Annotated in this window: 20 protein-coding genes and 1 tRNA gene; 7 read left to right on the top strand and 14 right to left on the bottom strand. The window is 72.4% G+C overall.

Annotated features, from left to right (window positions below; genetic code table 11):
* Window positions 1-124: 124 nt before the first annotated feature.
* From ehuA to ehuB, 4 genes are read right to left on the bottom strand one after another with little or no spacing between them, the layout of a single operon-like run.
* Window positions 125-865 carry an ectoine/hydroxyectoine ABC transporter ATP-binding protein EhuA gene (gene ehuA / locus ABT360_RS01035; protein WP_351808719.1) on the bottom strand — a complete coding sequence of 247 codons (741 nt, stop codon included), beginning with the start codon at window positions 863-865 and terminating at the stop codon, window positions 125-127.
* The gene (gene ehuD / locus ABT360_RS01030; RefSeq protein WP_351808716.1) at window positions 855-1,505 is read right to left on the bottom strand and encodes an ectoine/hydroxyectoine ABC transporter permease subunit EhuD; all 651 of its coding nucleotides are present in this window, start codon (window positions 1,503-1,505) and stop codon (window positions 855-857) included. Before ehuD ends, ehuA begins: the two co-directional genes overlap by 11 nt.
* The gene (gene ehuC, locus ABT360_RS01025; RefSeq protein WP_351808713.1) at window positions 1,502-2,254 is read right to left on the bottom strand and encodes an ectoine/hydroxyectoine ABC transporter permease subunit EhuC; all 753 of its coding nucleotides are present in this window, start codon (window positions 2,252-2,254) and stop codon (window positions 1,502-1,504) included. Before ehuC ends, ehuD begins: the two co-directional genes overlap by 4 nt.
* Window positions 2,251-3,138 carry an ectoine/hydroxyectoine ABC transporter substrate-binding protein EhuB gene (gene ehuB / locus ABT360_RS01020; protein WP_351808710.1) on the bottom strand — a complete coding sequence of 296 codons (888 nt, stop codon included), beginning with the start codon at window positions 3,136-3,138 and terminating at the stop codon, window positions 2,251-2,253. The genes ehuC and ehuB overlap by 4 nt, the downstream gene beginning before the upstream one ends.
* 42 nt (window positions 3,139-3,180) lie before the next feature.
* Here ehuB and ABT360_RS01015 point away from each other — a divergent pair, with 42 nt between their 5' ends.
* The gene (locus ABT360_RS01015) at window positions 3,181-3,678 is read left to right on the top strand and encodes a DUF3830 family protein (protein ID WP_351808707.1); all 498 of its coding nucleotides are present in this window, start codon (window positions 3,181-3,183) and stop codon (window positions 3,676-3,678) included.
* A gap of 17 nt (window positions 3,679-3,695) precedes the next feature.
* Here the strand turns inward: ABT360_RS01015 and ABT360_RS01010 are convergent, their stop codons facing one another.
* The gene (locus ABT360_RS01010) at window positions 3,696-5,093 is read right to left on the bottom strand and encodes an amidase (RefSeq protein ID WP_351808704.1); all 1,398 of its coding nucleotides are present in this window, start codon (window positions 5,091-5,093) and stop codon (window positions 3,696-3,698) included.
* On the bottom strand, window positions 5,086-6,036 hold the full coding sequence (locus ABT360_RS01005; protein ID WP_351808701.1) for a D-2-hydroxyacid dehydrogenase: 951 nt from the start codon (window positions 6,034-6,036) through the stop codon (window positions 5,086-5,088). Before ABT360_RS01005 ends, ABT360_RS01010 begins: the two co-directional genes overlap by 8 nt.
* Window positions 6,037-6,095: 59 nt before the next feature.
* Here ABT360_RS01005 and ABT360_RS01000 point away from each other — a divergent pair, with 59 nt between their 5' ends.
* The 4 genes from ABT360_RS01000 (at window position 6,096) to ABT360_RS00985 (ending at window position 10,618) form a co-directional block, all read left to right on the top strand.
* The gene (locus tag ABT360_RS01000; RefSeq protein ID WP_351808698.1) at window positions 6,096-6,866 is read left to right on the top strand and encodes a maleate cis-trans isomerase family protein; all 771 of its coding nucleotides are present in this window, start codon (window positions 6,096-6,098) and stop codon (window positions 6,864-6,866) included.
* Entirely contained in the window at window positions 6,863-7,585 is a 723-nt protein-coding gene (locus ABT360_RS00995; protein WP_351808695.1) for a maleate cis-trans isomerase family protein, read from the top strand. The genes ABT360_RS01000 and ABT360_RS00995 overlap by 4 nt, the downstream gene beginning before the upstream one ends.
* A gap of 60 nt (window positions 7,586-7,645) precedes the next feature.
* Window positions 7,646-8,746: an LLM class flavin-dependent oxidoreductase gene (locus ABT360_RS00990; protein WP_351808692.1), complete on the top strand. Its 1,101-nt coding sequence runs from the start codon at window positions 7,646-7,648 to the stop codon at window positions 8,744-8,746.
* A 186-nt stretch (window positions 8,747-8,932) separates the two neighbouring features.
* Window positions 8,933-10,618 carry a glycosyl hydrolase family 18 protein gene (locus tag ABT360_RS00985; RefSeq protein WP_351808689.1) on the top strand — a complete coding sequence of 562 codons (1,686 nt, stop codon included), beginning with the start codon at window positions 8,933-8,935 and terminating at the stop codon, window positions 10,616-10,618.
* Between the two features lie 65 nt (window positions 10,619-10,683).
* Here ABT360_RS00985 and ABT360_RS00980 read toward each other — a convergent pair whose 3' ends face one another.
* Window positions 10,684-12,549 (bottom strand): putative bifunctional diguanylate cyclase/phosphodiesterase, encoded by a 1,866-nt coding sequence (locus ABT360_RS00980; protein WP_351808686.1) that lies wholly within the window; start codon window positions 12,547-12,549, stop codon window positions 10,684-10,686.
* Window positions 12,550-12,891: 342 nt separating this feature from the next.
* Here ABT360_RS00980 and ABT360_RS00975 point away from each other — a divergent pair, with 342 nt between their 5' ends.
* A complete protein-coding gene (locus tag ABT360_RS00975) occupies window positions 12,892-14,133 on the top strand; it encodes a M6 family metalloprotease domain-containing protein (RefSeq protein WP_351808683.1) in 1,242 nt (413 codons plus the stop codon).
* Window positions 14,134-14,224: 91 nt separating this feature from the next.
* Here ABT360_RS00975 and ABT360_RS00970 read toward each other — a convergent pair.
* From ABT360_RS00970 to ABT360_RS00945, 6 genes are all read right to left on the bottom strand, one after another.
* Window positions 14,225-14,298: transfer RNA gene (locus tag ABT360_RS00970), tRNA-Lys, on the bottom strand.
* Window positions 14,289-14,885, bottom strand: a complete 597-nt coding sequence (locus ABT360_RS00965) for a bifunctional DNA primase/polymerase (RefSeq protein ID WP_351808680.1) — start codon at window positions 14,883-14,885, stop codon at window positions 14,289-14,291. The genes ABT360_RS00970 and ABT360_RS00965 overlap by 10 nt, the downstream gene beginning before the upstream one ends.
* Window positions 14,886-14,993: 108 nt before the next feature.
* Window positions 14,994-15,347 (bottom strand): hypothetical protein, encoded by a 354-nt coding sequence (locus ABT360_RS00960; protein WP_351808677.1) that lies wholly within the window; start codon window positions 15,345-15,347, stop codon window positions 14,994-14,996.
* A 201-nt stretch (window positions 15,348-15,548) separates the two neighbouring features.
* Window positions 15,549-16,913, bottom strand: coding sequence for an AAA domain-containing protein (locus tag ABT360_RS00955; protein ID WP_351808674.1), 1,365 nt, complete (start codon window positions 16,911-16,913; stop codon window positions 15,549-15,551).
* Complete coding sequence (locus ABT360_RS00950) at window positions 16,910-18,499, bottom strand: hypothetical protein (RefSeq protein ID WP_351808672.1); 1,590 nt, start codon at window positions 18,497-18,499, stop codon at window positions 16,910-16,912. Before ABT360_RS00950 ends, ABT360_RS00955 begins: the two co-directional genes overlap by 4 nt.
* A complete protein-coding gene (locus ABT360_RS00945; protein WP_351808669.1) occupies window positions 18,490-19,614 on the bottom strand; it encodes a hypothetical protein in 1,125 nt (374 codons plus the stop codon). The genes ABT360_RS00950 and ABT360_RS00945 overlap by 10 nt, the downstream gene beginning before the upstream one ends.
* A gap of 118 nt (window positions 19,615-19,732) precedes the next feature.
* On the opposite strand from ABT360_RS00945, the gene ABT360_RS00940 reads away from it, so the two are divergent.
* Window positions 19,733-20,329 carry a histidine phosphatase family protein gene (locus ABT360_RS00940; RefSeq protein WP_351808666.1) on the top strand — a complete coding sequence of 199 codons (597 nt, stop codon included), beginning with the start codon at window positions 19,733-19,735 and terminating at the stop codon, window positions 20,327-20,329.
* 44 nt (window positions 20,330-20,373) lie between these two features.
* Here ABT360_RS00940 and ABT360_RS00935 read toward each other — a convergent pair whose 3' ends face one another.
* Complete coding sequence (locus tag ABT360_RS00935) at window positions 20,374-21,708, bottom strand: tetratricopeptide repeat protein (RefSeq protein WP_351808663.1); 1,335 nt, start codon at window positions 21,706-21,708, stop codon at window positions 20,374-20,376.
* Between the last annotated feature and the right edge of the window lie 84 nt (window positions 21,709-21,792).

Raw genomic sequence — 21,792 nt, 5'->3', positions numbered from 1 at the left:
GATAGCGGCCAAGAGCCGTTTCGTGGGCTCCTGTTGACAAGAAACTGTCCCGCCCCATGCGCATACGCTGGGGCGGGACACCAGGGCATATGCCCCGGGCAAAATTCCGGGCGGTAACGGAAGGTCAGAGCACCGCACCGAGGAAGTCGCGCGTACGTTCCTGTTCCGGATCGGAGAAGATTTTCTCCGGCGAACCGGACTCGATCACCTTCCCGGAATCGAACATGAAGACCTCGTCGGAGATGTCCCGGGCGAAGTTCATCTCATGGGTGACGCAGAGCATGGTGATGTCCCTGCTCCGGGCGATGTCCCGCAGAAGGTCCAGCACACCGGCGACGAGCTCCGGGTCGAGAGCGGAGGTCACCTCGTCCAGCAGGAGCACCTTCGGCCGCATCGCCAGCGCCCGGGCGATCGCCACCCGTTGCTGCTGGCCGCCGGAGAGCTGGGCGGGTCTGGCATCGCACTTCTCGGCCAGCCCCACCAGGTCCAGCAGCTCCCGGGCGCGCTGCTCGGCCTCGTCCTTGTCCAGGCCGAGGACCCGCACCGGGGCTTCGGTGATGTTGCGCAGCACGGACATGTTGGGGAACAGGTTGAACTGCTGGAAGACCATGCCGATCTTCTTGCGCACCTCGCGCCGCTGCTTCTCGTCGGCCGGGAAGAGCCGGCCGCCGTTCACCTGGATGGTTCCCGAGTCCGGGCGCTCCAGGGTCATCAGCATCCGAAGGATCGTGGTCTTCCCCGACCCGGACGGCCCGATGAGCGTGACGTGCTTGCCCTCCTCCACCGAGAAGCACAGGTCGTCCAGGACGGTGTTCTCGCCGAAGCGCTTGCTGACGTTCTCGAAACGGATGAGTTCACTTGACAAGGCGGCGCTCCAGGGACCGTACGAAGAGGGAAGCCGGGTAGGCGACGAGGACGAAGGCGACACCGACGACCGTGAGCGGCTCGGTGTACTGGAAGGTGGAGGCGCTCTCCAGCCGGGACTGCTGGAGGAGTTCCAGCACGCTGATCCCCGCCAGCAGCGGCGTGTCCTTCAGCATCGAGATGACGTAGTTGCCGAGCGCGGGCGCGATCCGGCGCAGCGCCTGCGGCAGGATCACCGCGAACCAGGTCCGGTGGGCGGGCAGGCTCAGCGCGGTGGCGGCCTCCCACTGCCCGGCCGGTACGGCGTCGATGCCCGCCCGGTAGACCTGCGCGGTGTACGTCGAGTAGTGCAGTCCGATGGCGAGGGTGCCGGTGGTCAGCGCCGAGAACTGCACCCCCCACTCCGGCAGGACGAAGAAGAGGAAGAACAGCTGCACCAGCAGCGGCGTGTTGCGGATGAACTCGGTCACCACATGGACCGGCCACCGCACGAGGCGGCTCGGGGCCCGGAACCCGGCCGCCCACACCAGCCCCAGGGTGAAGGAGATCAGCGAGCCGAGCACCAGCACCTGGAGGGTGACCAGCAGCCCGTCCCAGAAGCGCGGCATGAAGTCCGCCACCGCGGACCAGTCCCAGGTCACCTGAGACCACCTCGCACGGACGCGCCGGCCGCCCCGAGGCGCCTTGTCCTTCTGCCGGGGGTCCGGGGGTTGTCTCCCGGGGGATCGGGGTACTTCGCCACCACCCCCAGGTTGGCCTTGGTCTTCCGTTCGAGGACCTTCATGGAGCGGGTGATGACGAATGCGATCACGAAGTAGATCACCAGGATGATGGAGTAGATCTGCGCGCTCTCCTGGGTGGCCAGGCGCACCAGATACGCGGCGAAGGACACGTCACCGACCCCGAGCAGTGACACCAGCGCCGTGCCCTTGAGCAGTTCGACGAGCAGGTTGCAGAAGCTGGGGATCATCTCGGGCACCGCCTGCGGCAGCACCACCAGCCGCATCCGCTGCCAGGGCGTGAAGCTGAGCGCGATGCCCGCCTCCCGCTGTGCCTTCGGTACGGAGTTGAGGGCGCCGCGCACGATCTCGGCGCCGTACGCCCCGTACGACAGACCCAGCGCGAGCACCGCCGCCCACATCGGCACCAGCTGCCAGCCCAGCAGCGGCGGCACCACGAAAAACAGCCAGAACATCAGGATCAGCGCCGACGTACCCCGGAAAATCTCCGTGTACGCGCCCGCCAGGAAGCGGACCAGCAGGGAGCGGTGGGTGCGGGCCATGCCGACGGTGAAGGCGACCAGCGCGGCCAGGGCGGCGCTGTAGACGAGGAGCTGGATGGTGATCCAGATGCCGGGGAGTACCCAGTTCTGCCAGAGTCCGGCGGTCATCGGCACAGCTCCTCGGCGGTGAGGGTGGTCATCTCGGCCTCGGTGAAGCCGAAGGGCCGCAGGATGCGGAAGAGCTCACCGCTCTTCTTCATCTTGTGGATCTCGGTGTTGAAGGCGTCGCGGAGCTCCGTGTCGGTGGGGCGGAAGGCGAAGCCGCCGCCGTCGATCTTCTTCTTTCCGTCGACGACCGCCGCGAAGGGCGCGGTCGCCTCCGCCCTGGTGCTCTTCTTCACCACCTCACGGGTCGTCAGGGCCGTGGTGACGAAGACGTCGACGCGGCCGGACTCGACGGCGTTCAACCCGGCCACCTGGTCCTGGAGAATGACGATGTCCTTCTCGGGGTACCCGGCCGCCACGGCGTGGTCGATCTGCGCGTACCCGGTGCCGGTCGCGATCCTGGCCCCGCTGCGCACCGCGTCCTCGTACGACCGGAGGTTCTTGGGGTTGCCCTTGCGGACGATGAAGGAGTCGAGCATCTGGTACTCGGGGTCGGAGAAGATGACCTGCTCGCAGCGCTCCTTGTTGATGTACATCCCGGCCGAGACGACGTCGAACTGCTGGGAGTTCAGGCCGGGTATGAGGGAGGCGAAGTCGGTGGCGACGGGCTGGACGCGGCCGATGCCGAGCCGCTTGAAGATCACCTTGGCCAGTTCGGGCGCCTCGCCGGTGAATTCGCCCTGCTCGTCGACGTACCCGTAGGGCACTTCACCGGCGATGCCGAGGCGGACGGTGCCCTGGGATCTGAGCCGGTCCAGCGCGTTGCCGGACGCGACCCGGCTGCAACCGGTGGCCGCGGCGGCGCCCACGGCGGCCGCGGCCGAACCGAGCAGCAGGGTGCGCCGCGCCAGGGGGCGTGTTCTGTGTCGACGAGCTGTTCGAGCCATGGGCGCGCCGCTACCCGTCTCCGGGCGGGGTATGCCTGGAGGATGGCCGACCGATACCTGACCGTGTCCCTGGACAAGCGCGGGGTGCGGTGCACCGCAAAACTGCTGGACGACCGGGCGCCGTTGACCTGTGCGGCCGTGTGGGAGGCGCTGCCGCTGGGCGGCGATGTCTACCACGCGAAATATGCCCGGAACGAAATCTACGCCTTGTTTCCGGCGTTTGCCGAGCAGGAGCCACCGCTGGAGAACCCGACCGTGACCCCCATTCCGGGTGACCTGTGCTATTTCACCTTCGAGGCGACGGAGTTGGGGACAGCGGCGTACGGGTACGGGCGCGAGGAACTTTCCCGCCGCCCGGTCACCGTCGACCTCGCCCTCTTCTACGAGCGCAACAACCTGCTCCTCAACGGCGACACCGGCTGGGTCCCCGGCATTGTGTGGGGCACGGTGGTCGACGGTCTCGACCGGATGGCCGAAGCCTGTCAGGACCTGTGGCGCGCGGGTGCGCTCGGCGAGACGCTCAGCTTCCGCCGGGCGTAGGCCAGGGCGGCTCGGCCCTACGGCGCGGGGGCGCCCGCCGCGCCGCACTCGTACAGCGCGTGCGCCGCCCGCAGCACCAGATCGTCCCGGTGGCGGGCGGCCACCAGCTGGAGCCCCACCGGCAGCCCGTCGCCGTCGGTGCCCACCGGTACGGACGCGGCCGGCTGCTGCGTGAGGTTGAAGGGGTACGTGAAGGGCGTCCACGCCGTCCACCTCCGGGACCCGTTCGGCGCCTCGACACCCGCGTCGAACGCGGTCAGCGGCAGGGTGGGCGTCACCAGCACGTCGTACGACGAGTGGAACCTGCCCATCCGGCGGCCCAGCGCCGTCCGTACGTCCACCGCCGCCAGGTACTCCAGCGCGCTGTACCGCGCCCCCTGCTCGGCCACCTCCCGCAGCCCCGGGTCCAGTGACTCCCGCTGCTCCCGCCCCAGGCGCTGGACCAGCCGCGCCGCCCCGCTGAACCACAGCGTGTGGAAGGCGTCCACCGGATCCGCGATGTCCGGATCCGCCTCCTCCACGTACGCGCCCAGACCCGCCAGCCGCTCCACCGCCGCCCGCACCGCCGACGCCACCTCCGGGTGCACCGCCACCTGCCCGCCCAGAGACGCCGAGTAGGCGATCCGCAGCCCCTTCACGCCCTCCTGGAGGGTGGCGCCCACCGGCCGCGCCGGGCCCAGGTGCGACCAGTCCCGCCAGTCGTCACCGCTGATCACGTCCAGCAGCAGGGCCGCGTCCGCCGCGTCCCGGGTCATCGGACCCGTGTGCGACAAGGTGCCGAACGGGCTCGCCGGATAGACCGGCACCCGCCCGTACGTCGGCTTCAGCCCGAAGACCCCGCAGAACGACGCCGGGATGCGGATCGACCCGCCCCCGTCCGTCCCCAGCGACAGGGCCCCCGCCCCCAGCGCCACCGCCGCCGCGCTGCCACCGCTGGAACCGCCCGCCGTCCGCGAGGGGTCGTGCGGGTTGCGGGTCACGCCCGACAGCGGCGAATCGGTGACGCCCTTCCAGCCGAACTCCGGCGTCGTCGTCTTGCCCAGGAACACCACCCCCTCCTCCCGCATCCGGGCCACCGCCGGCGCGTCCTCGTCCCACGGGCCGTCCCTCCGCACGGTCTTCGAGCCGCGCAGCGTCGGGCCGCCCGCCTGGAGCAGGACGTCCTTGACCGACACCGGCACGCCGTCGAGCCGCCCGCGCGGCTCCCCCCGCCGCCACCGCTCCGCCGACGCCGCCGCGCTCGCCAGCGCCTCCTCCGCGTCGACCCGGACGAACGCGTTCACCAGCGGCTCCACCGCCTCGATCCGGGCCAGCGCCGCGCGCACCGCGTCCACCGGCGAGAAGTCGTCCCGGGCGTAACCGTCGAGGAGTTGGCGGGCGGTCAGGTCCGTGAGGAACGTCGTCGGCTCAGTCATGCACGGGTACGTACCCACGTTTCTTGTCCACCACGTTCGGCAGCGGCCGCCCGGCCGCCCACAGCTCGTACATCTCCACGAACTGCGCCCCCAGCCGGTCCCGCCAGCCCACCGTGTCCCCGCTCATGTGCGGCGAGACGATCAGCCCAGGCACGTCCCACAGCGCACTGTCCTCGCCGAGCGGTTCCTCGGTGAACACGTCCAGCGCCGCCCCCGCGATCCACCGCTTGGACACCGCCGTGACCAGGTCGTCCTCCACCACCAGCTGTCCGCGCCCCACATTGACGAACCGGGCCGACGGCTGCATCAGCCCGAAGCGGCGCGCGTCGAACATGCCGCGCGTCTCCTCGGTCAGCGGTGCCGCGCACACCACCCAGTCCGCCCGCGTCAGCAGCAGATCCAGCTCATCGGCCCCGTGGATACGCGGCCGCGCGGTCCGCCCCACCACCGCCGTCCGCACGCCCAGCGCCCGCAGCGTGGTGGCGATCGCCCGGCCGATCGGCCCCGCCCCGACCACCACCGCCCGGCTGCCCGCCACCGGCAGGCTCTCCCGGTGCCGCCAGTGCCGCTCCCGCTGGAGCTCCAGCGTGCCCGGCAGGTCCTTCGCCATGGCCAGCACCAGGCCGGCCACGTACTCGGCGATCGGCTGCTCGAACACGCCCCGCGCGTTCGTCACCACCGTGTCGGAGGCGACCAGTTCCGGACACAGCAGCCGGTCCACCCCCGCGCTCGGGGTGTGCACCCAGGCCGGTCTCGGCCCCTCGCCGGGCCAGGCCGCGCGGACCGCGTCGGAGGTGAAGTCCCACACCAGCAGGACATCGGCGGACGGCAGCTCGGCGCGGAGGGTGGTCTCGTCGGCGTACCGGACGTGGACCCGCCCGGTCAGCCGGCCGAGGCGGGGTGGCGGGTCGGCCTCGAGGACGAGGAGAGTCGGCAGCGGCATCGATTGACCACGTTGGCACCCGAACCTACCGTCGTCAACAAGACGCTGGGAGGCCTGCGATGGACGTCTCCTTCCTCGGCGGGCCGGCTCCGCAGCGCGGTGTCGGCGTCGTGGCCCCGTTCGATTTCGCGCTCGACCGGGAGCTGTGGCGCTGGGTGCCCGAGGAGGTGTCGCTGCGCCTCACCCGTACGCCGTACCTCCCCGTCGAGGTCTCCCTGGACCTCGCCCGGCTGGTCAGCGAGCACGAGACGCTGACCGACGCCGTGCGGGCGCTGTCGGCGTCCGAACCGGAGGTCGTCGCGTACGCCTGCGCCTCCGGCAGCTTCGTCGGGGGCCTCGCAGCGGAGCGGGCCATGTGCGCGGCGATGACCCGGGCGGGTGACATCGCCTCGGTGACGACGTCAGGGGCGCTCCTGGAGGCACTGACGGAGCTGGGCGTCCGCAGGGTCGCGCTCGTCACGCCGTACACCGAGTCCGTGACCGCGGCCCTGGAGGACTATCTCGGCGAAGCGGGGGCAGCCGTGACGGGGCGGGCCTTCCTCGGACTGACCAGGCACATCTGGAAGGTGCCGTACCGCGCGGTGGTGGACATGGCGCGGCGGGCGGTGGCCGGCGCGGCGGACGCGCTGTTCCTCTCCTGCACGAACCTGGCCACGTACGACGTGATCCCGCACTTGGAGGCGGAGCTGAGGATGCCGGTGCTGTCCGCGAACCAGGTCACCATGTGGGCGGCGCTGCGCCGGATCGGCGCCCGCGCCGTCGGCCCGTACCAGGCGCTGCTCATGAACGGGGCCCAGCCGGCCCGAGACCCCCAGGAGGGCGTGACATGACGACTGTCGGACTGCTCTACCCCGGGCACTCCGCCGAGGACGACTACCCCCGGATCGAGGCGCTGCTGACCGGCGTGAACGTGCCGATCGTCCACACCGAGATCGGTGAGGACGCCCACCGGGTCGACGCGCTGATGGAGATGGGTTCGGCGGAGCGGCTCGCGGCCGGGGTGGAGGAGCTGCGCCTGTCCGGCGCCGAATCGGTGGTGTGGGCGTGCACGAGCGGATCGTTCGTGTACGGGTGGGAGGGGGCCCATGAGCAGATCCGTTCCCTCGCCGTGACGGCCGGGCTCCCGGCGTCGAGCACCTCGTTCGGCTTCGCCCACGCGGTACGGGAGGTGGGAGCCGGGCGGGTGGCGGTGGCGGCCACGTACCCGGAGGACGTCACGGAGCTGTTCGTCCGGTTCCTGAAGGCGGCCGGCGTCGAGGTGGTCGCGTCCAGGGCGGGCGGGGTCGTCACGGCGGCCGAGGTCGCGACGTGGGGCCCGGAGCGGGTGCTGGAGCTGGTGCGGGCGGCCGACCATCCCGACGCGGAGGCCGTCCTCGTACCGGACACGGCGCTGCACACGGTGGGGTGCCTGCCGGAGCTGGAGGCGGCGGTGGGCAAGCCGGTGCTCACGGCGAACCAGGTGACGGTGTGGGAGGGGCTGCGGCTGGCGGAGCGGCGCGGAGCGTGGTCGACGGAGCTGGGGGCGCTGTTCGCGCGGAAGGGGGAATAACCGGAGAGACCCTCCTGTTAACGGTGGCTGTACGTATTTCCCGCGCAGGAGGGTCCACCGGTGAGTGACGACGCGATTCGAGGCACGGCGAGCGGAACCGCGCCCGTACCCCTGTCCGTACTGGACCTGGTCACCGTCGGCAGCGGCCGTACCGCGACCCAGGCCCTGGGCACCAGCGTCGCCCTCGCCCGGCTCGCCGAGCGGCGCGGCTACCACCGCCACTGGGTGGCCGAGCACCACTCCATGCCCGGTGTCGCCTCCTCGTCCCCGGCCGTGATCCTCGCCCACCTCGCCGCCCACACGTCACGCATCCGCCTCGGCTCGGGCGGCGTCATGCTGCCCAACCACGCGCCGCTCGTCATCGCCGAGCAGTTCGGCACCCTGGAGGCGATGGCGCCCGGGCGTGTCGACCTGGGGCTGGGGCGCGCTCCCGGAACGGACGGCGCCACGGCCGCCGCCCTGCGCCGTACGTCGCGGGTGGGCGAGGGCGCGGACGACTTCCCGGAGCAGCTGGCCGAGCTGGTGCGCTTCCTGGACGACGACTTCCCCGACGGTCACCCGTACGCCCGGATCCACGCCGTGCCGGGGCCGGTGCAGGGGCCGAAGGGGCGGCCGCCGGTGTGGCTGCTGGGCTCGTCCGGGTTCAGTGCGCGGCTGGCGGGGATGCTGGGGCTGCCGTTCGCGTTCGCCCACCACTTCTCGGCGCGGAACACCGTCCCGGCGCTGGACCTGTACCGGGAGTCCTTCCGGCCCTCGGCGGTGCTGGACGCGCCGTACACGCTCATCGGGGTCTCGGCGCTGGCCGCGGACGACGAGCGAGAGGCGCGGCGGCAGGTGCTGACCGGCGCGCTGTCAATGGTCCGGCTGCGCACCGGGCGGCCGGGGCTGATCCCGACGCCGGAGGAGGCGGAGGCGTACGAGTTCAGCGCGGCCGAGCGGGACTTCGTCGACGGCTGGCTGGCCAACGTCGTGCACGGCACGCCGGAAGCGGTCCGGGACGGCCTGGACGGCCTCCAGAAGCGGACGGGCGCCGACGAGCTGATGATCACTGCCAACGCGCACGGTGCGGAGGTGCGGCTGCGGTCGTACGAACTGATCGCGGACGCGTACGGACTGCCCGGCGATGGTTCTGACTCGGGAACGGCCGCACAAGCTTCCTAAGTGAACCTTAAACCGCTCGTCACCGGTGGTGGCGGGCGGTTTTTGTTCGGGGGGCAACGCTGTGACGAGGGGTTTTGTCGCAGGGTTGGTCTAGTCCTCGTTTGGTCCGGACCATTGACGCGGTGTTCGCGCGGCGGCTATCACTGCTCCAACTCCCGTACCGCACACGCCCCTCGGAGGCCGCACGTGCACCACCGCAAACCCCTCATCGCCGCGCTCACGAGCGTGGTGCTCGCCGCCGGGGCGCTGGCCGCCGTCGGCGGCACGGCCACCGCGCAGCCCGCCGCGCCCTCCTCCGGCGGGGTGAAGATCGCGTACTACGACCAGTGGAGCGTGTACGGGAACGCCTTCTACCCCAAACACCTCGATACGCGGGGGATCGCCGGCAAGCTGGACATCATCAACTACTCGTTCGGGAACATCCATCCGACGGAGTTGACGTGCTTCGAGGCCAACAAGGCGGCCGGGGACGACAACAACCCCAACGCCGGTGACGGCGCGGGTGACTCGTACGCCGACTACCAGCGTTCCTTCTCGGCGGCCGACAGTGTCGACGGCGTCGCCGACAAGTGGGACCAGCCGATCGTGGGTGTCTTCAACCAGTTCAAGGAGCTGAAGGCGAAGTACCCCAAGCTGAAGATCAACATTTCGCTCGGCGGGTGGACGTACTCCAAGTACTTCCACGACGCCGCCAAGACGGACGCGAGCCGGAAGAAGTTCGTGGCCTCGTGCGTCAAGCAGTACATCGCCGGTGACCTGCCGGTCGAGGGCGGGTACGGCGGCCCCGGCACCGCCGCCGGGATCTTCGACGGCATCGACATCGACTGGGAGTACCCCGGTTCGCCCGACGGGCACCTCGGCAATCACTACGGGCCGGAGGACAAGCAGAACTTCACCCTGCTGCTCGCCGAGTTCCGCAAGCAGCTCGACGCGTACGGGGCCGCCCACGGCGGGAAGAAGTATCTGCTGACCGCCGCCCTGCCGGCCGGTCAGGACAAGATCAAGCACATCGAGACCGACAAGATCGGCGCGTATCTCGACTACGCGAACATCATGACGTACGACATGCACGGCGCCTGGGACGGCGACGGGCCCACCTATCACCAGTCGCCGCTGTACTCCGGCGCGAATGATCCGACCGATCCCATCAAGCCGGGCACCGAGAGGTACTCGATCGACAACGCCATCGACGCGTGGATCGACGGCAAGCCGGCATACGGCATCGCGGGCGGCTTCCCGGCGAACAAGCTGACGCTGGGGTACGAGTTCTACTACCGAGGCTGGAAGGGCGTCCCGGCCGGGGCGAAGAACGGACTCGCGCAGCCCGCGACCGGGGCTTCGGCCGCCCGGCCGGTCAGCCAACAGGCCGGTATCGCGCATTACAAGGAGCTCGGCGGCATCGTCGACAACGCGGCGACCACCTTCTGGGACGACGAGGCGAAGGCCGCGTACTTCTACAAGGACGGCGAGTTCTTCACCGGGCTGGACAAGCGCGCCATCCAGGCCCGTGCGGACTACGCCCACAGCCGGGGCCTGGCGGGCGCGATGATGTACTCGCTGCTCGGGCTGGACGAGAAGACCACCCTGCTGAACGACATCGTGACGGCCGTCGGTTCGTCTCCGTCGAGCCCGGACCCGACTCCGACTCCGACTCCGACGCCGACACCTACGCCTACGCCTACGCCGACACCTACGCCGACCGATCCGCCGGCCGGTTGCACGACCGCTGCCTGGTCGTCCGCGGCCGAGTACACCGGCGGTGCGCAGGTGTCCCACAAGGGTCACCTCTGGAAGGCCAAGTGGTGGACGAAGGGCGAGGAGCCCGGGACCACCGGTGAGTGGGGCGTCTGGCAGGACCTCGGTTCCTGCTGACCGCTCACCGCATGCCGCCGCCCCCTGCCCGAGGACCTTCTCGGGCAGGGGGCGGCGGTGCGTGGTCAGTCCGGGGTGACGCCGATCAGTTCGGCGATGCGTTCCGCGGCCACCGCCCGGGAGTACAGCCAGCCCTGGCCCGTGTCGCAGCCGATTCGGCGCAGCCGGGCGGCCTGACCGGAGGTCTCCACGCACTCGGCGGTCACGGTCAGCCCGAGCCGGTGGGCCAGTTGCACCAGTGCCTCGACGATCACCTCGTCGGCCGGGTTCGGATGCTCCTCGTCCTGGAACCCCCGGACGAAGGAACCGTCCAGTTTGAGGACGGAGACGGGGAGGCGGCTGAGGTAGGCGAGGTTGGAATAGCCGGTGCCGAAGTCGTCGATGGCGATCCGTACGCCCATGTCGCTGAGCGCCTGGAGGGCTTGCAGCGGCCGCCCGGCCGAGCCCATCACCGCCGACTCGGTCAGCTCCAGTTGGAGCAGATGCGGGGCGAGCCCGGTCTCGGCCAGGATCCCTGCGACGTCCGCGACCAGGTCGGAGTCCCACACCTGGCGCACGGCGACGTTGACGCTCACGAACAGCGGCCGTTCGCCGGGGTGGTCCAGCTGCCACCGCCGGGCCTGACGGCACGCCGTACGCAGCACCCAGCGGCCGAGCTGGACGATCGAGCCGTCCTCTTCAGCAATTCCGATGAACCGATTCGGCGCCAGTGGACCGAACTGCGGATGGTTCCAGCGGACCAGTGCCTCCACGCCCCGTACGGTGCCGTCCGACATGCCGACGAGCGGCTGGTACTCCAGCGCGAACTCGCCCCGCTCGACGGCCGGTCGGAGGGTGGAGGAGAGCGACTGCCGCGTCATGCGGTGGGCGTTGCGCTCGGGGTCGAAGAGCGTCCAGCGGGCCTTGCCGTCGGCCTTGGCCCAGTACAACGTGGTGTCGGCGGCCTGCATCAGGCCGTTGACGGTGGTGCCGGCGGCGGTCCGCTCGACGACCCCGATGGACGCCGAGACCGACAACCGCTGCCCGGCCAGGTCGAACGGCCGCTGCACGGCGGCCAGTACGGACCGGGCCAGGTCGGCGAGCTGCTCCGTCCCGGTGGAGTCCTCGACGAGGATCGCGAACTCGTCCCCGCCGAGCCGGGCCACGAGGTGGCTGCCGCCGCGGGTGTGCCCGTCGCTGTCGGCGCACTCGGTGAGCCGCGCGGCGACGGCGGCCAGCAACCGGTCGCCGACGCGGTGCCCGAGGGTGTCGTTGACCGCCTTGAACCCGTCGAGGTCCAGATAGCACAGGCCGATGCGGCCGGTGCCGCCGTCGTCGTACGAGGAGTTCTCCAGCGCGGAGGTCAGGCGCTCGAAGAACAGGGTGCGGTTGGGGAGCCGGGTCACCGGGTCGTGCATCTGGAGGTGCCGCAGCCGCGCCTGGAGCTGGCGCCGGTCGCTGATGTCCGCGATCGACAGCAGGACGCCCCGGCTGGGCGTGACCGGCGCCACGGTCACCTCGGCCCACAGGGAGCGCCCGTCGGGATGTTTGAGGCGGCGCGTACAGCGGAACCGGGAGCGGCGGCCGCGCAGCACTTCGCGGTACGCGTGCCAGGTGCGGCTGTCGGAGGCGAGGTCCACCAGGTCGGCGGCGGCCAGCTCGCGGAGGGAGGCGCTGTCGGTGCCCAGCAGCGCGGCGAGGGCCTCGTTCGCGGTCACGACGAGCCCCTCGGGGTCCACGACCGCCATGGCGATGTGGGCGGCGTTGAAGGCAGCGCGGTAGTCGTCCGGGACGTGCGCGTCATGCGCGTCGGGCGCCTCTGCGGGGACGCGGGCGACGGCAGCCGAGTGGCGCGGTTCACCGACAGTTTCGTTACTCTCTGTGACCGGGCGCAGGGCGGTTCCGGTCGGTGAGACTGCCGCAGCTCCCGGTCCTTCGGAGGTTCCGTTCACGGCTCGCTCCCGCAAGGCAGTTGTGACGCACAGATGTGGTCGGGATGGGTCGGCCAGGAAAGTGTGCCGATCATAGAGGCTCTCGCGGCGGTCGTTCCAGCGCCGCCACCGCGTGAGACGCGTGTGATTGGTGTGAGGAATCCGCCGTCCGTGGGTGGCCGATCGTTTCTGCACGGGTGTGGCGCAGCACCGTTCTGCGGTGACCGGATGTGACTGTCGGTGAACTTCCGGGACCGGTCCGGCGCGTCGGCCGCTCACCCAAGTGGGGCAGCGGAACAGGGCGTAACGCCACAAACCGTCACAGGGTGGTGGGACGTCCCGTATGCCGTACCGGAGGTTGACGTGGAGGGTCAGCAGACACCCGACGGAGTGGAACGCCGCCGCCTGCGGTCCACCGCCGCGGGGCTCTTCGCTCTCCTCGCGCTCGCCGCCACCGGCCTGGTCGCCGGCCCCGCGAGCGCCGCCCCCGCGGCGGGCCCGTGCGCCCTGCCGCGTACCGACGCGCACCACTCGCTCGGCCTCGACACCTGGAACGCCGCCTACCCGCGGCCGGCCCGGGAGCTCGACGCCCTCATGGTCTTCCTGTCGTTCCCCGACTCCCGGCCGCTGGTCGCCCCCGACACCCTCGCCGCCGACTACTTCCCCGCCACCAGCCACTTCTTCCAGCGGGCCTCCTACGGGAAGTTCACCCTGCACCCGCACCCGCGCCGCGAGTGGATCCGGATGCCCCACGCCTCCACCGCGTACGCCATAAGGCGCGACTGGGAACCGGAGCGCCGCGCCGCCTACCTGCGCGACGCGCTCGCCGCGGCCGACCCGGTGGTCGACTTCTCGCGGTACGACATCGTCTACCTGGTCGCCGACCCGGACGCGCCCGGCGTGGACTCCGACGCCACCAAGGTCGTCAACTTCAACACCCCGCTGTACGCGGACGGCGTGGCGATCAAGCGGGTGGTCACGGTCTTCGAGCGGCACCCGCCGGACCGCAACGTCCTCGCCCACGAGACCGGACACGTCTTCGACCTGCCGGACCTCTACCACCGGCCGATGGACGGCAAGGGCGACTGGGACACCCATGTGGGGGACTGGGACGTGATGGGCAGCCAGTTCGCCCTCGCCCCGGAACTCTTCGGCTGGCACAAGTGGAAGCTGGGCTGGCTGAACCGGCGCCAGGTGTACTGCATGGGGGAGCCGGGCAGCAGCCGTTTCACCCTGGAACCGCTGGCGGCCGCGCCCGAACGGGGTGTGTCGGTCGGCACCCGCCTGGGGGTCGTCAGGACCGGCAGCAACAGCGCGCTGGCGATCGAGGCACGTGGGGCGACCGGGAACGACCGGGGCACCTGCACCGAGGGCGTGCTGATCTACCGGGTCCGTACGGACGCGGTGTCGGGCGCCGGGCCCGTCGAGGTGATCGACACCCACCCGTCGACCGACGCCTGCTTCGACCGGTCGGTCTACCCGCCGCTGGCGGACGCACCGCTGGGCGTGGGGGAGACCTTCACGGTGCCGGGGGAGAACACCCGGGTCGAGGTCGCCGACCGGACCCGGACGGGCGCGTGGACGGTGCGGGTCACGGTCCCCTGAGGAAGCCCGTGGCGAAGGTGGCCGGCGTGGCACGTGGCCGCCGCGGCCGACGAAAAAGCCCCTCGCTTCCGCGAGGGGCTTTTCCCGTCTGTGCGCCGCCAGGGACTCGAACCCCGGACCCGCTGATTAAGAGTCAGCTGCTCTAACCAACTGAGCTAGCGGCGCCTGCTGACGTCGTAGACCTTAGCACCCTGATCGGCGGGAGGAAAAATCGAAACCCGCACGCCCGCGGCTGCCCCCGCCCGGACCGCCCGGACACAGGCCCAGAGGATCACCTCCGGCCCCGGCAGCCAGGGATGACGGGCGTCCGGCGCCACCAGCCAGCGCGGTGCGCCGCCGCCGTCCGCGGCCCCCGGCGTCAGTGGCGGGACGGTGATCGCGTCTCCGCTGCCGTGGCAGAGCAGCGGCGGCACGGCGTCGCCCCACTCCTCCCAGCGGAGCAGCGACGGCAGGCGGTGGGCCGTGCCGGGCGCGGTGAACAGCAGCATCCGCCCACGGTGGACGGCGACCGGGCCGGAGCCGGGGCCCTCGCCCCACAGCCGGTCGAGCATGCGGCGCCCGAAGACCGACTCCACGCTCACCACGTCGAAGACCGAACCGCACGGCAGCACCGCCGGCGCGGTCGGCCGCGACTCCCACAGGGCGAGCGTGGAACGCGGGTACGCGGCCGCCGACGTCAGCCAGCCGGCCCCGGCCGCGGTGACCTCGGTGGCGTGGTCCTGGGTCGATTCGTTTCGCAGCCATGCGCTCATGGCATCCAGGTGTACCGGCCGTGACGGTCCGATTTCGGGGAGTTGCGGGAAATCGGGACAGGGCGGGGCAGCGAGGAGTATCTTGCGCCCCCGTCATATGCCACCCGGCTACTCGTCGCCGGGACGGCCTCCGCCGCGGAGCAGGTCACGCCCGAACTCGATCATCTTCTTGGCGTAGTCCTCGGTCCACTCGGCGCGCTCGGCAATGTCCCCGGCCGTCAGCCGGTCGAACCGCCGCGGATCGGCGAGCTGCGCGGCCGCGACCGCCTGGAACTCCACCGCCCGGTCGGTCGCCGCCCGGAACGCCAGCGCCAGCTCGGTGGACCGGGTGAGCAGCTCCCGGGGGTCCTCCATCGACTCCAGGTCGAAGAAGTGCTCGGGGTCGGAGGCGGCCTCCGCAGGCTCGAAGAGCAGGGGCGCCGGCCTGAGCCGCCGCTGCTCGCTCCGCTCGGTCTCCGCCATGAACCTCTCCTCTTCGCACGACGCGCTTCCCCCACCCGCGGGGACGCCCCCCGTCGTGATGGACCACCTTCCATTCTCCCGCCCGGCGCAAGTACGCCCCCTCGCCCCGGCGGACAAGCCCCTACGGCGGCCGCCTCCGGCTGCGTGCCGGACCCCGTCCGGCGGTGCGGGCCGGCAGCCGGTGCCGGTGGGTGCGGGCGGTCATGGCCGCCAGGCGACGCGGTGCTCCGACAGGTGGGACAGCACCGCGTGGTTGGCCTCCCAGCCGTCCGGGAACTTCACCGTCACGCCCAGCTGGACCGGCTCCGTCGACGGGTGCTCGTCCAGCAGGTCCGCGACGCCCGCGCGGCAGACCACGACGCACGCGTGCCGGTGGCGGGAGGTCAGGACGCACAGGCGGCCGGTCTCCAGGTGGAACGCCGTCGCGTCCGGGCGGCCCGACAGGGGGTGGAGGACGACCGTCACGTCGTACTCCCGCCCCTGGAGACGGTTCGCCGTGTCGACCGTCACCCCCGCGACACCCAGCTCCGCGAGCGCCGTCCGCACCGCCGCCGCCTGGTCGCGGTGGGCCGTGCCGACCGCGATCCGGTCCGGGGTGAGGGGCACCGGGGCCTCGGCGCGCTCGCTCGTCGCCGCCCCGCCCCGGTCCAGCAGCCGCCGCACCACCAGCGCCACCGCCCGTACCGCCTCGGGATCCGTACGCGGGGTGTGCCGGGCGGGCAGCTCCAGCAGGCCCCAGCCGGACTCGGCCGCCTCGTCCAGCACCCGGTCCGGGGCCGAGCCGTCCGACGGCACGCCGAAGGACAGCCGCCGGTCGCCGGGCCCCGTTCCGCTGCGGAACGGCGTGTACGGGTAGAACGCGTCCGAGACGAGCGGCGCGGCCGACGCCGGGAGCCGCCAGGACACCGGCAGCCGGTGCTGCGGCAGCTCGGGGTTGTGGGCCAGCAGGGTCGAGACCGCGCTCGCGGACGGGTCGTACGACAGCCCCGCCCACTGATCCGCGCCGACCACCGAGAAGGGGTCCAGCTGCCCCGGGTCGCCCACGAACAGCGCCCGCTCGAACAGCCCCGCCACCGCGAGCAGCGCGTCCGACCGCATCTGGTACGCCTCGTCCACGATGGCGTGCCCCCACGGCTCGACGCCCTTCACATGCGCCCACTTGGCGGCCGTCGAGATCACCACGTCCAGCCCGGCGAGGTCCGCCGCCTTCGCCGACTTCCGTACGTTGCCCAGGTCGTCGAGTGCCTTGTCGTACGGGTCCGAGTCATTGCTGTGGAGCCGCCCCACCGGCAGCTCGGGCTCCTTCTCGGCCAGCCGCAGCACCAGGTCGTCGACCTGCGCGTTCGTCTGCGCGACGACCATGAGGGGGCGGCCGGCCGCCGCCAGCTCCAGCGCGGCGCGCACCACGAGGGTGGACTTCCCCGCGCCCGGCGGCGAGTCCACGACGACGCCCCGGGCGTCACCGTGCAGCGTGTCGCCCAGAATCTCGCGGGTCGCCCGCGCGGCCTCGGCGGTGGGGGACCCCCCGGCGAAGCCAGGGGGAGGATCGAAGGCAGCGGACGTCACAGCAGGTCCTCCGGGGTCACGGGGTCGGGACTCTCGGCCGCGTCGGCGCGCGGGGGACCGCCGTGCGTCCACGGCGTCTCCTCCGGGTCCGGCAGCTTCGGGCCGACCCGCTGGTCGTGCTCGAACAGCGTCCACACCAGCCGGTCGCCCTTCTCCGGCACCGAGCCCTCCGCCGGGTCCTTCGAGCGGCCCATCCGGTCCAGCAGCCGCAGCACCAGCGACCCGTCCTCCTCGTACCGCACGAACTGGGCGCTCTGCGGCTTGCCGTCCAGCGACCGGTACACCTTCACCCCCTCGCCGATGTGCGGCACGTCGTCCGTGCGCACCGTCAGCAGCGGCCGCGGGGAGGGCCGCTTCGATTCCGACCAGGCCATCGTCACGTCGACCACCTCCGCCAGGAACGCCTCACCCGCGAGGCGCCGCCCCGCCATCACCAGCGGGTCGTCCAGCGCCTCCTGCGCCTCCAGCTGAGTCTGGGCGCTCTCCCGCGCGGCCAGCTTGTTCGCCGCCGTCACGGCGTCGTCCCGGCGCGGCTGGGGCGGCTCACCCGCCCGCACCCGGTCCCGTTGGCCGGTGAACGACCAGCGGTCGCGGGTCCAGCGGTCCGCGACCCGCGCGCCCGGCGGAAGCTCCCGCACCAGCTCGACCGCCCGCCACACCGCGTGCCACGTCGGCCGCAGCTGCGTCAGGATCAGCCGCCGGACCTCCCGCTCGGCCCGGTGCAGGTCACCCAGCCGCTCGTCGGCCGCCTCCCCGTCCTCCGCCGACGCCAGGGCCTGCCGCGCCCGGTCGTACCGCTCGATGGCGGGCGCCAGCAGCCGGTTGTCGAACGCCGGGTCGGTCGCCGGACCGGCGGGCGGGCACAGCAGCTGACCGTCCCGGTCCCGCGCGAGCTCGGCGCGGAGCGCCGCCTCCGCCCCCGACGTCCCGTCCGGGGTGTCGACCCAGGCGAGCAGCGCCGCCAGGTGCTGGTCCTCCAGCGACGACTGGCCGGTCGCCCAGTGCCGGTTCAGCAGGTCGGTCGCCGCCAGCAGCAGCGACGAACCGGGCACCCGCGCCCGCTCCCCGTAGTGCGTCAGCCAGCGCCCCAGCAGCGGCACGCGCGGCGGCGCCGGGAAGGGCGTCTCCGGATCCTGCTCGGCCGTGCGCCGGAACCGCATCGACCGGCCCAGCAGCCGTACGTACTCGACGCCCGCGCGGCTCGGCACGATCAGCTGCGGCGCGTCCGCGCACAGCTCCACCTCGACCTTGACCTTCTTGCCGGTCTCCGGGTCCGTCCCGTTGCGCTCGGCGGCCTCGACGTCGTCCGCGTACCCCTCGATGTACGGCAGGACCGCCTCGGCCAACTCCGCCAGGAAAGCGAACCGCAGGTCACGGTCGCGCGGCTGCGGCACGACCAGCAGCCGGGGCTCCTGCGGATCCGTCCCGACCAGCGCCCCGAGCGGCGCACCCGCCTCACCGGCGGTCGTCAGCGGTACGAGGACCAGCGGCCGCTCCGCCACATGCCGGTGCCGCACCGTGGCCAGCGGCTGGGCGCGCCCGGACTCGACGGCCTCCAGCCGTGCGAGCGTGGAGATCAGCGACATGCGTCCACCTCCTCCAGGGACTCCGCCCGCAGCGCCGCCGCCCGCCGCAGCGCGGACACCGCCGGATCGTCCGGATCACCGGCCTCGCCTCGCGCGGCCGCCAGCACCGCGCCGACCGTGGTCAGCCCGCCCAGCTCACCGCGCACCGAACGGCCCAGCGTCTCCACCGCGCCCGCCTCCCGGGCCCGGTCGCGGCAGTGGAACGCCAGCTCGCACGCGGCCAGGCACTCCGGCGCGTACGCGTGCGGCACCGCCTCCACCGCGGCGGCCAGCTGCTCCGCCGAGCACGCCTCGACGTCGAAGGTGACCCCGTCCGGCAGGGCCGCCGCGATGTCCTCGATCCGGGTGAGGCGCGCCAGCTGCCGACGCGTCACCGACAGCTGCTTGCGTACGTCGACGACCGAGCCGGTCGGCTGGTTGGAGAAGTCCTTGGGGCACACCAGCAGCACCGAGTGCGCCACCGAAGCACCGTCCGTCAGCGCCGCGACCCGCTCCAGCGCCAGCACGTACACCGCGGCCTGCCGGGCCGCCGCGCCCACCTTCGCCGCGTCCGCCGAGCCGTCGATCATCGGGAACGACTTGATCTCGACGACCGTCCACCGCCCGTCCGGGCCGACCACGACCGCGTCCGGTTCCAGATACGCGGGCGAACCGGCCACCTCCAGGGCCAGCATCGGGTGGTCGAGCAGCGACCACGCCCCGGCCGCCGTCGCCTCGCGCAGCGCCAGAGCCGTACGCGCCGCACGGCCCTCCGGTCCGGCCGCCGCCAGATCGGGGACCCGGACGTCCTCGGGCTCGGCCACGCCCAGCAGCCGCATCAGCTCCATGCCGCCGTCGGCCTTCACCTTGGCCTCGAAGGCGTTGCCCCGCATGAACGCGAACTGCGACTGCCCGAAGCCCGACGGCGCCCCGAGCGCCGACGCCAGCGCGGCCTTGTCGACACCGGCGCCGTCCAGCAGCGCCCGGCGCCGGCAGCCGGGATTGGCGGCCAGCGCCGCCAGCGCGCGGGCATCCAGCGGATGCGGCGCGACGGCCGGACCGCGCAGCTCGGCGAGCTGGTGCCGGAGTGTCGTCTGCGGACGCCGAACCGGTCCGCTGCCCAGGGATTCGCTCACCCGCGGAAGTCTCGCATCCGCCACTGACAATCGGGGCCCGGATGCCCACCATCCATGCCGGCGGGGCCGTACGCGATGATGGACGGACACCCCATGCGAGAACTTCAGGAGAGCCCCCATGGCACCGCGGATCCTGCTCGCCCGGCATGGTCAGACCGAATGGTCGCTGCTGGGCAAGCACACCGGCCGGACGGACATACCGCTGCTCGAGGAGGGCCGCCGGGGCGCGAAGCTGCTCGGCGAACGGCTCCACCGCGGGCCCTGGGACGGCCTGAACGGCGTCGAGATCCGTACGAGTCCCCTGGCACGCGCGCGTGAGACCTGCGAACTGGCCGGTTTCGGCGACCGCGCGGAGCGCTGGGACACGCTGATGGAGTGGGACTACGGCGCCTACGAGGGCATGACCCCGGCCGAGATCAAGTCGGGCCGGCCGGACTGGTTCATCTGGCGCGACGGCGTGCCGGAGGGGGAGACCCTGGCGCAGCTGTCCGCCCGCGCGGACGAGGTCGTCGCCTGGGCGCGCTCGGCCGACCGTGACGTCCTGGTCTTCGCGCACGGCCACATCCTGCGCTCCATCGCCGCGCGCTGGCTGGGCGAGGACGTGTCGTTCGCGGCCCGGGTCCGCCTCGACCCGACGAGCCTGTCCGCCCTGGGCTGGGCCTACGGCGCGCCCGCGCTCGAACGCTGGAACGACACCGGGCACCTGGAGGGCTAGGGTCTTTCGTTCGGATCAGCCCAGCAAGATCCGAACGAGAGGCCCTAGAGGGCCACCAAGGAGGCGCGGCGGGCGAGGAAGGCCGTCACCGCCGCGCTGCCGCCGTACGGGGTGAGCAGGCGGACCGTCTCGGCCAGCATCGCCCGGATACGGCCCGACTGGACCTCGCCGAGCAGGTCCAGGACCCCTTCACCGGCCGCCGCGGCCTCCTCCGGGGAGCCGCCGCGCGCCAGGTCGGTCGCCAGCTGGGCCCGGTACAGCGCCATGTTGCGGGTGAAGTGCGGGTTCTGCAGGGCCGTCGCGCGGCGCGCGTGCCGGGCGGCGCGCGGCCAGTCGCCGAGGGCCGACCAGCACTGGGCCTCCAGCGCTTCCAGCTCCGGTTCGCCGAAGAACGACATCCACTCCGGGTCCGCGTCGCCCGGCCCGCGCCCGAACAGCGTGTGGGCCCGCCCCAGCGCCTCCTCGCACGCCGCCCGGTCGCCCAGCCCCGCCCAGCCGCCCGCCTCCCGCAGCGTCAGCAGGGCCAGCAGGCGCGGTGAGGACAGGTGCCGGCCCGCCCGCTGCCCGGCCTGCGCCGCCCGTACCGCCTCCCGGTACCGGCCCGCGTCCCTGGCCAGGAACGCGGCGTTGGAGAAGGCGTGCGCCTCCAGGGCCGGATCGCCCGCGACCCGCGCGGTGGCCAGGGCTTCCGCGTAGTGCGAGCGGGCGTCGTCCATGCGGCCCGAGTCGTGCGCCAGCCAGCCCACCGAGAGCGCCAGCTCACCGGCGCCCGCGTGCATCCGGTCGGCCGTCGACTGGCGGGCCGCCGTCCCGGCGTCGAGCAGGGCGTAGGCGGTACGGAGCGGCTCGGCGGCCATCCGGTACAGCCGGTCCGCGCCGTGCCGGTCGTCGAGCAGCCGGATCCGTCGCACCGCCTCCTCGACGGCGTGCACCTCCGTCTCGCCGAACCTGCCGCCGGCCCGCGGCGCGGGGACGGTGCCGCCGAGGCCGAGCGAGGCGGCCGCCACGGTGGCGGTACCGCTCGTCATGAATGCGCGACGCAGCACGTCGCTCTCCTCATCGTTCCGGATGGTGATCGGTGGCGCCGGTACGTCGGCGGCCGCGGTACGCGCCCCCCGGCCGCGCACCTGCTCCCGGGCGGCGAACCCCAGGTCCGTCAGGGACAGTCCGGGGAACATGTGCAGGAACACCCGCTCGTACGCGTAGTTGGGGCAGCGGATCTCGCCCGACTCCACGCGCCCGATGTAGCGGGCGTCACACGCGACCTGTTCGCCGATCTCCCGGGCGGCCCGGCGGACCGCGGCCGCGAACTCCCCCGGGGAGCGCTGCCCGCGCAAGCGGCGGAAGGCGAGATTGGGAACTGCCCGTGACGTCGCCATGGCCGAGCCCTCTCCTGCGTACTGCACTGCCGCTGTTCCGGCGGGCAAGAACGTACCCCCTGTGACGGCCCGGGCACGCAGTGT

The organism is Streptomyces sp. NPDC000229 (genome assembly GCF_040300825.1).
GTDB lineage: Bacteria > Actinomycetota > Actinomycetes > Streptomycetales > Streptomycetaceae > Streptomyces.
The sequence above is the reverse complement of the archived record's forward strand: the minus strand, read 5'-3'. Positions and strand labels throughout refer to the sequence as shown.

Coding starts and splice junctions, on each gene's coding strand:
- ABT360_RS01015 (WP_351808707.1), top strand. CDS start 3,181: ATGGCCGACCGATACCTGACCGTGTCCCTGGACAAGCGCGGGGTGCGG.
- ABT360_RS00960 (WP_351808677.1), bottom strand. CDS start 15,347: ATGGCGGAGACCGAGCGGAGCGAGCAGCGGCGGCTCAGGCCGGCGCCC.
- ehuC (WP_351808713.1), bottom strand. CDS start 2,254: ATGACCGCCGGACTCTGGCAGAACTGGGTACTCCCCGGCATCTGGATC.
- ABT360_RS00935 (WP_351808663.1), bottom strand. CDS start 21,708: ATGGCGACGTCACGGGCAGTTCCCAATCTCGCCTTCCGCCGCTTGCGC.
- ABT360_RS00995 (WP_351808695.1), top strand. CDS start 6,863: ATGACGACTGTCGGACTGCTCTACCCCGGGCACTCCGCCGAGGACGAC.
- ABT360_RS01000 (WP_351808698.1), top strand. CDS start 6,096: ATGGACGTCTCCTTCCTCGGCGGGCCGGCTCCGCAGCGCGGTGTCGGC.
- ABT360_RS01005 (WP_351808701.1), bottom strand. CDS start 6,036: ATGCCGCTGCCGACTCTCCTCGTCCTCGAGGCCGACCCGCCACCCCGC.
- ABT360_RS00965 (WP_351808680.1), bottom strand. CDS start 14,885: ATGAGCGCATGGCTGCGAAACGAATCGACCCAGGACCACGCCACCGAG.
- ABT360_RS00950 (WP_351808672.1), bottom strand. CDS start 18,499: ATGTCGCTGATCTCCACGCTCGCACGGCTGGAGGCCGTCGAGTCCGGG.
- ABT360_RS01010 (WP_351808704.1), bottom strand. CDS start 5,093: ATGACTGAGCCGACGACGTTCCTCACGGACCTGACCGCCCGCCAACTC.
- ABT360_RS00940 (WP_351808666.1), top strand. CDS start 19,733: ATGGCACCGCGGATCCTGCTCGCCCGGCATGGTCAGACCGAATGGTCG.
- ehuB (WP_351808710.1), bottom strand. CDS start 3,138: ATGGCTCGAACAGCTCGTCGACACAGAACACGCCCCCTGGCGCGGCGC.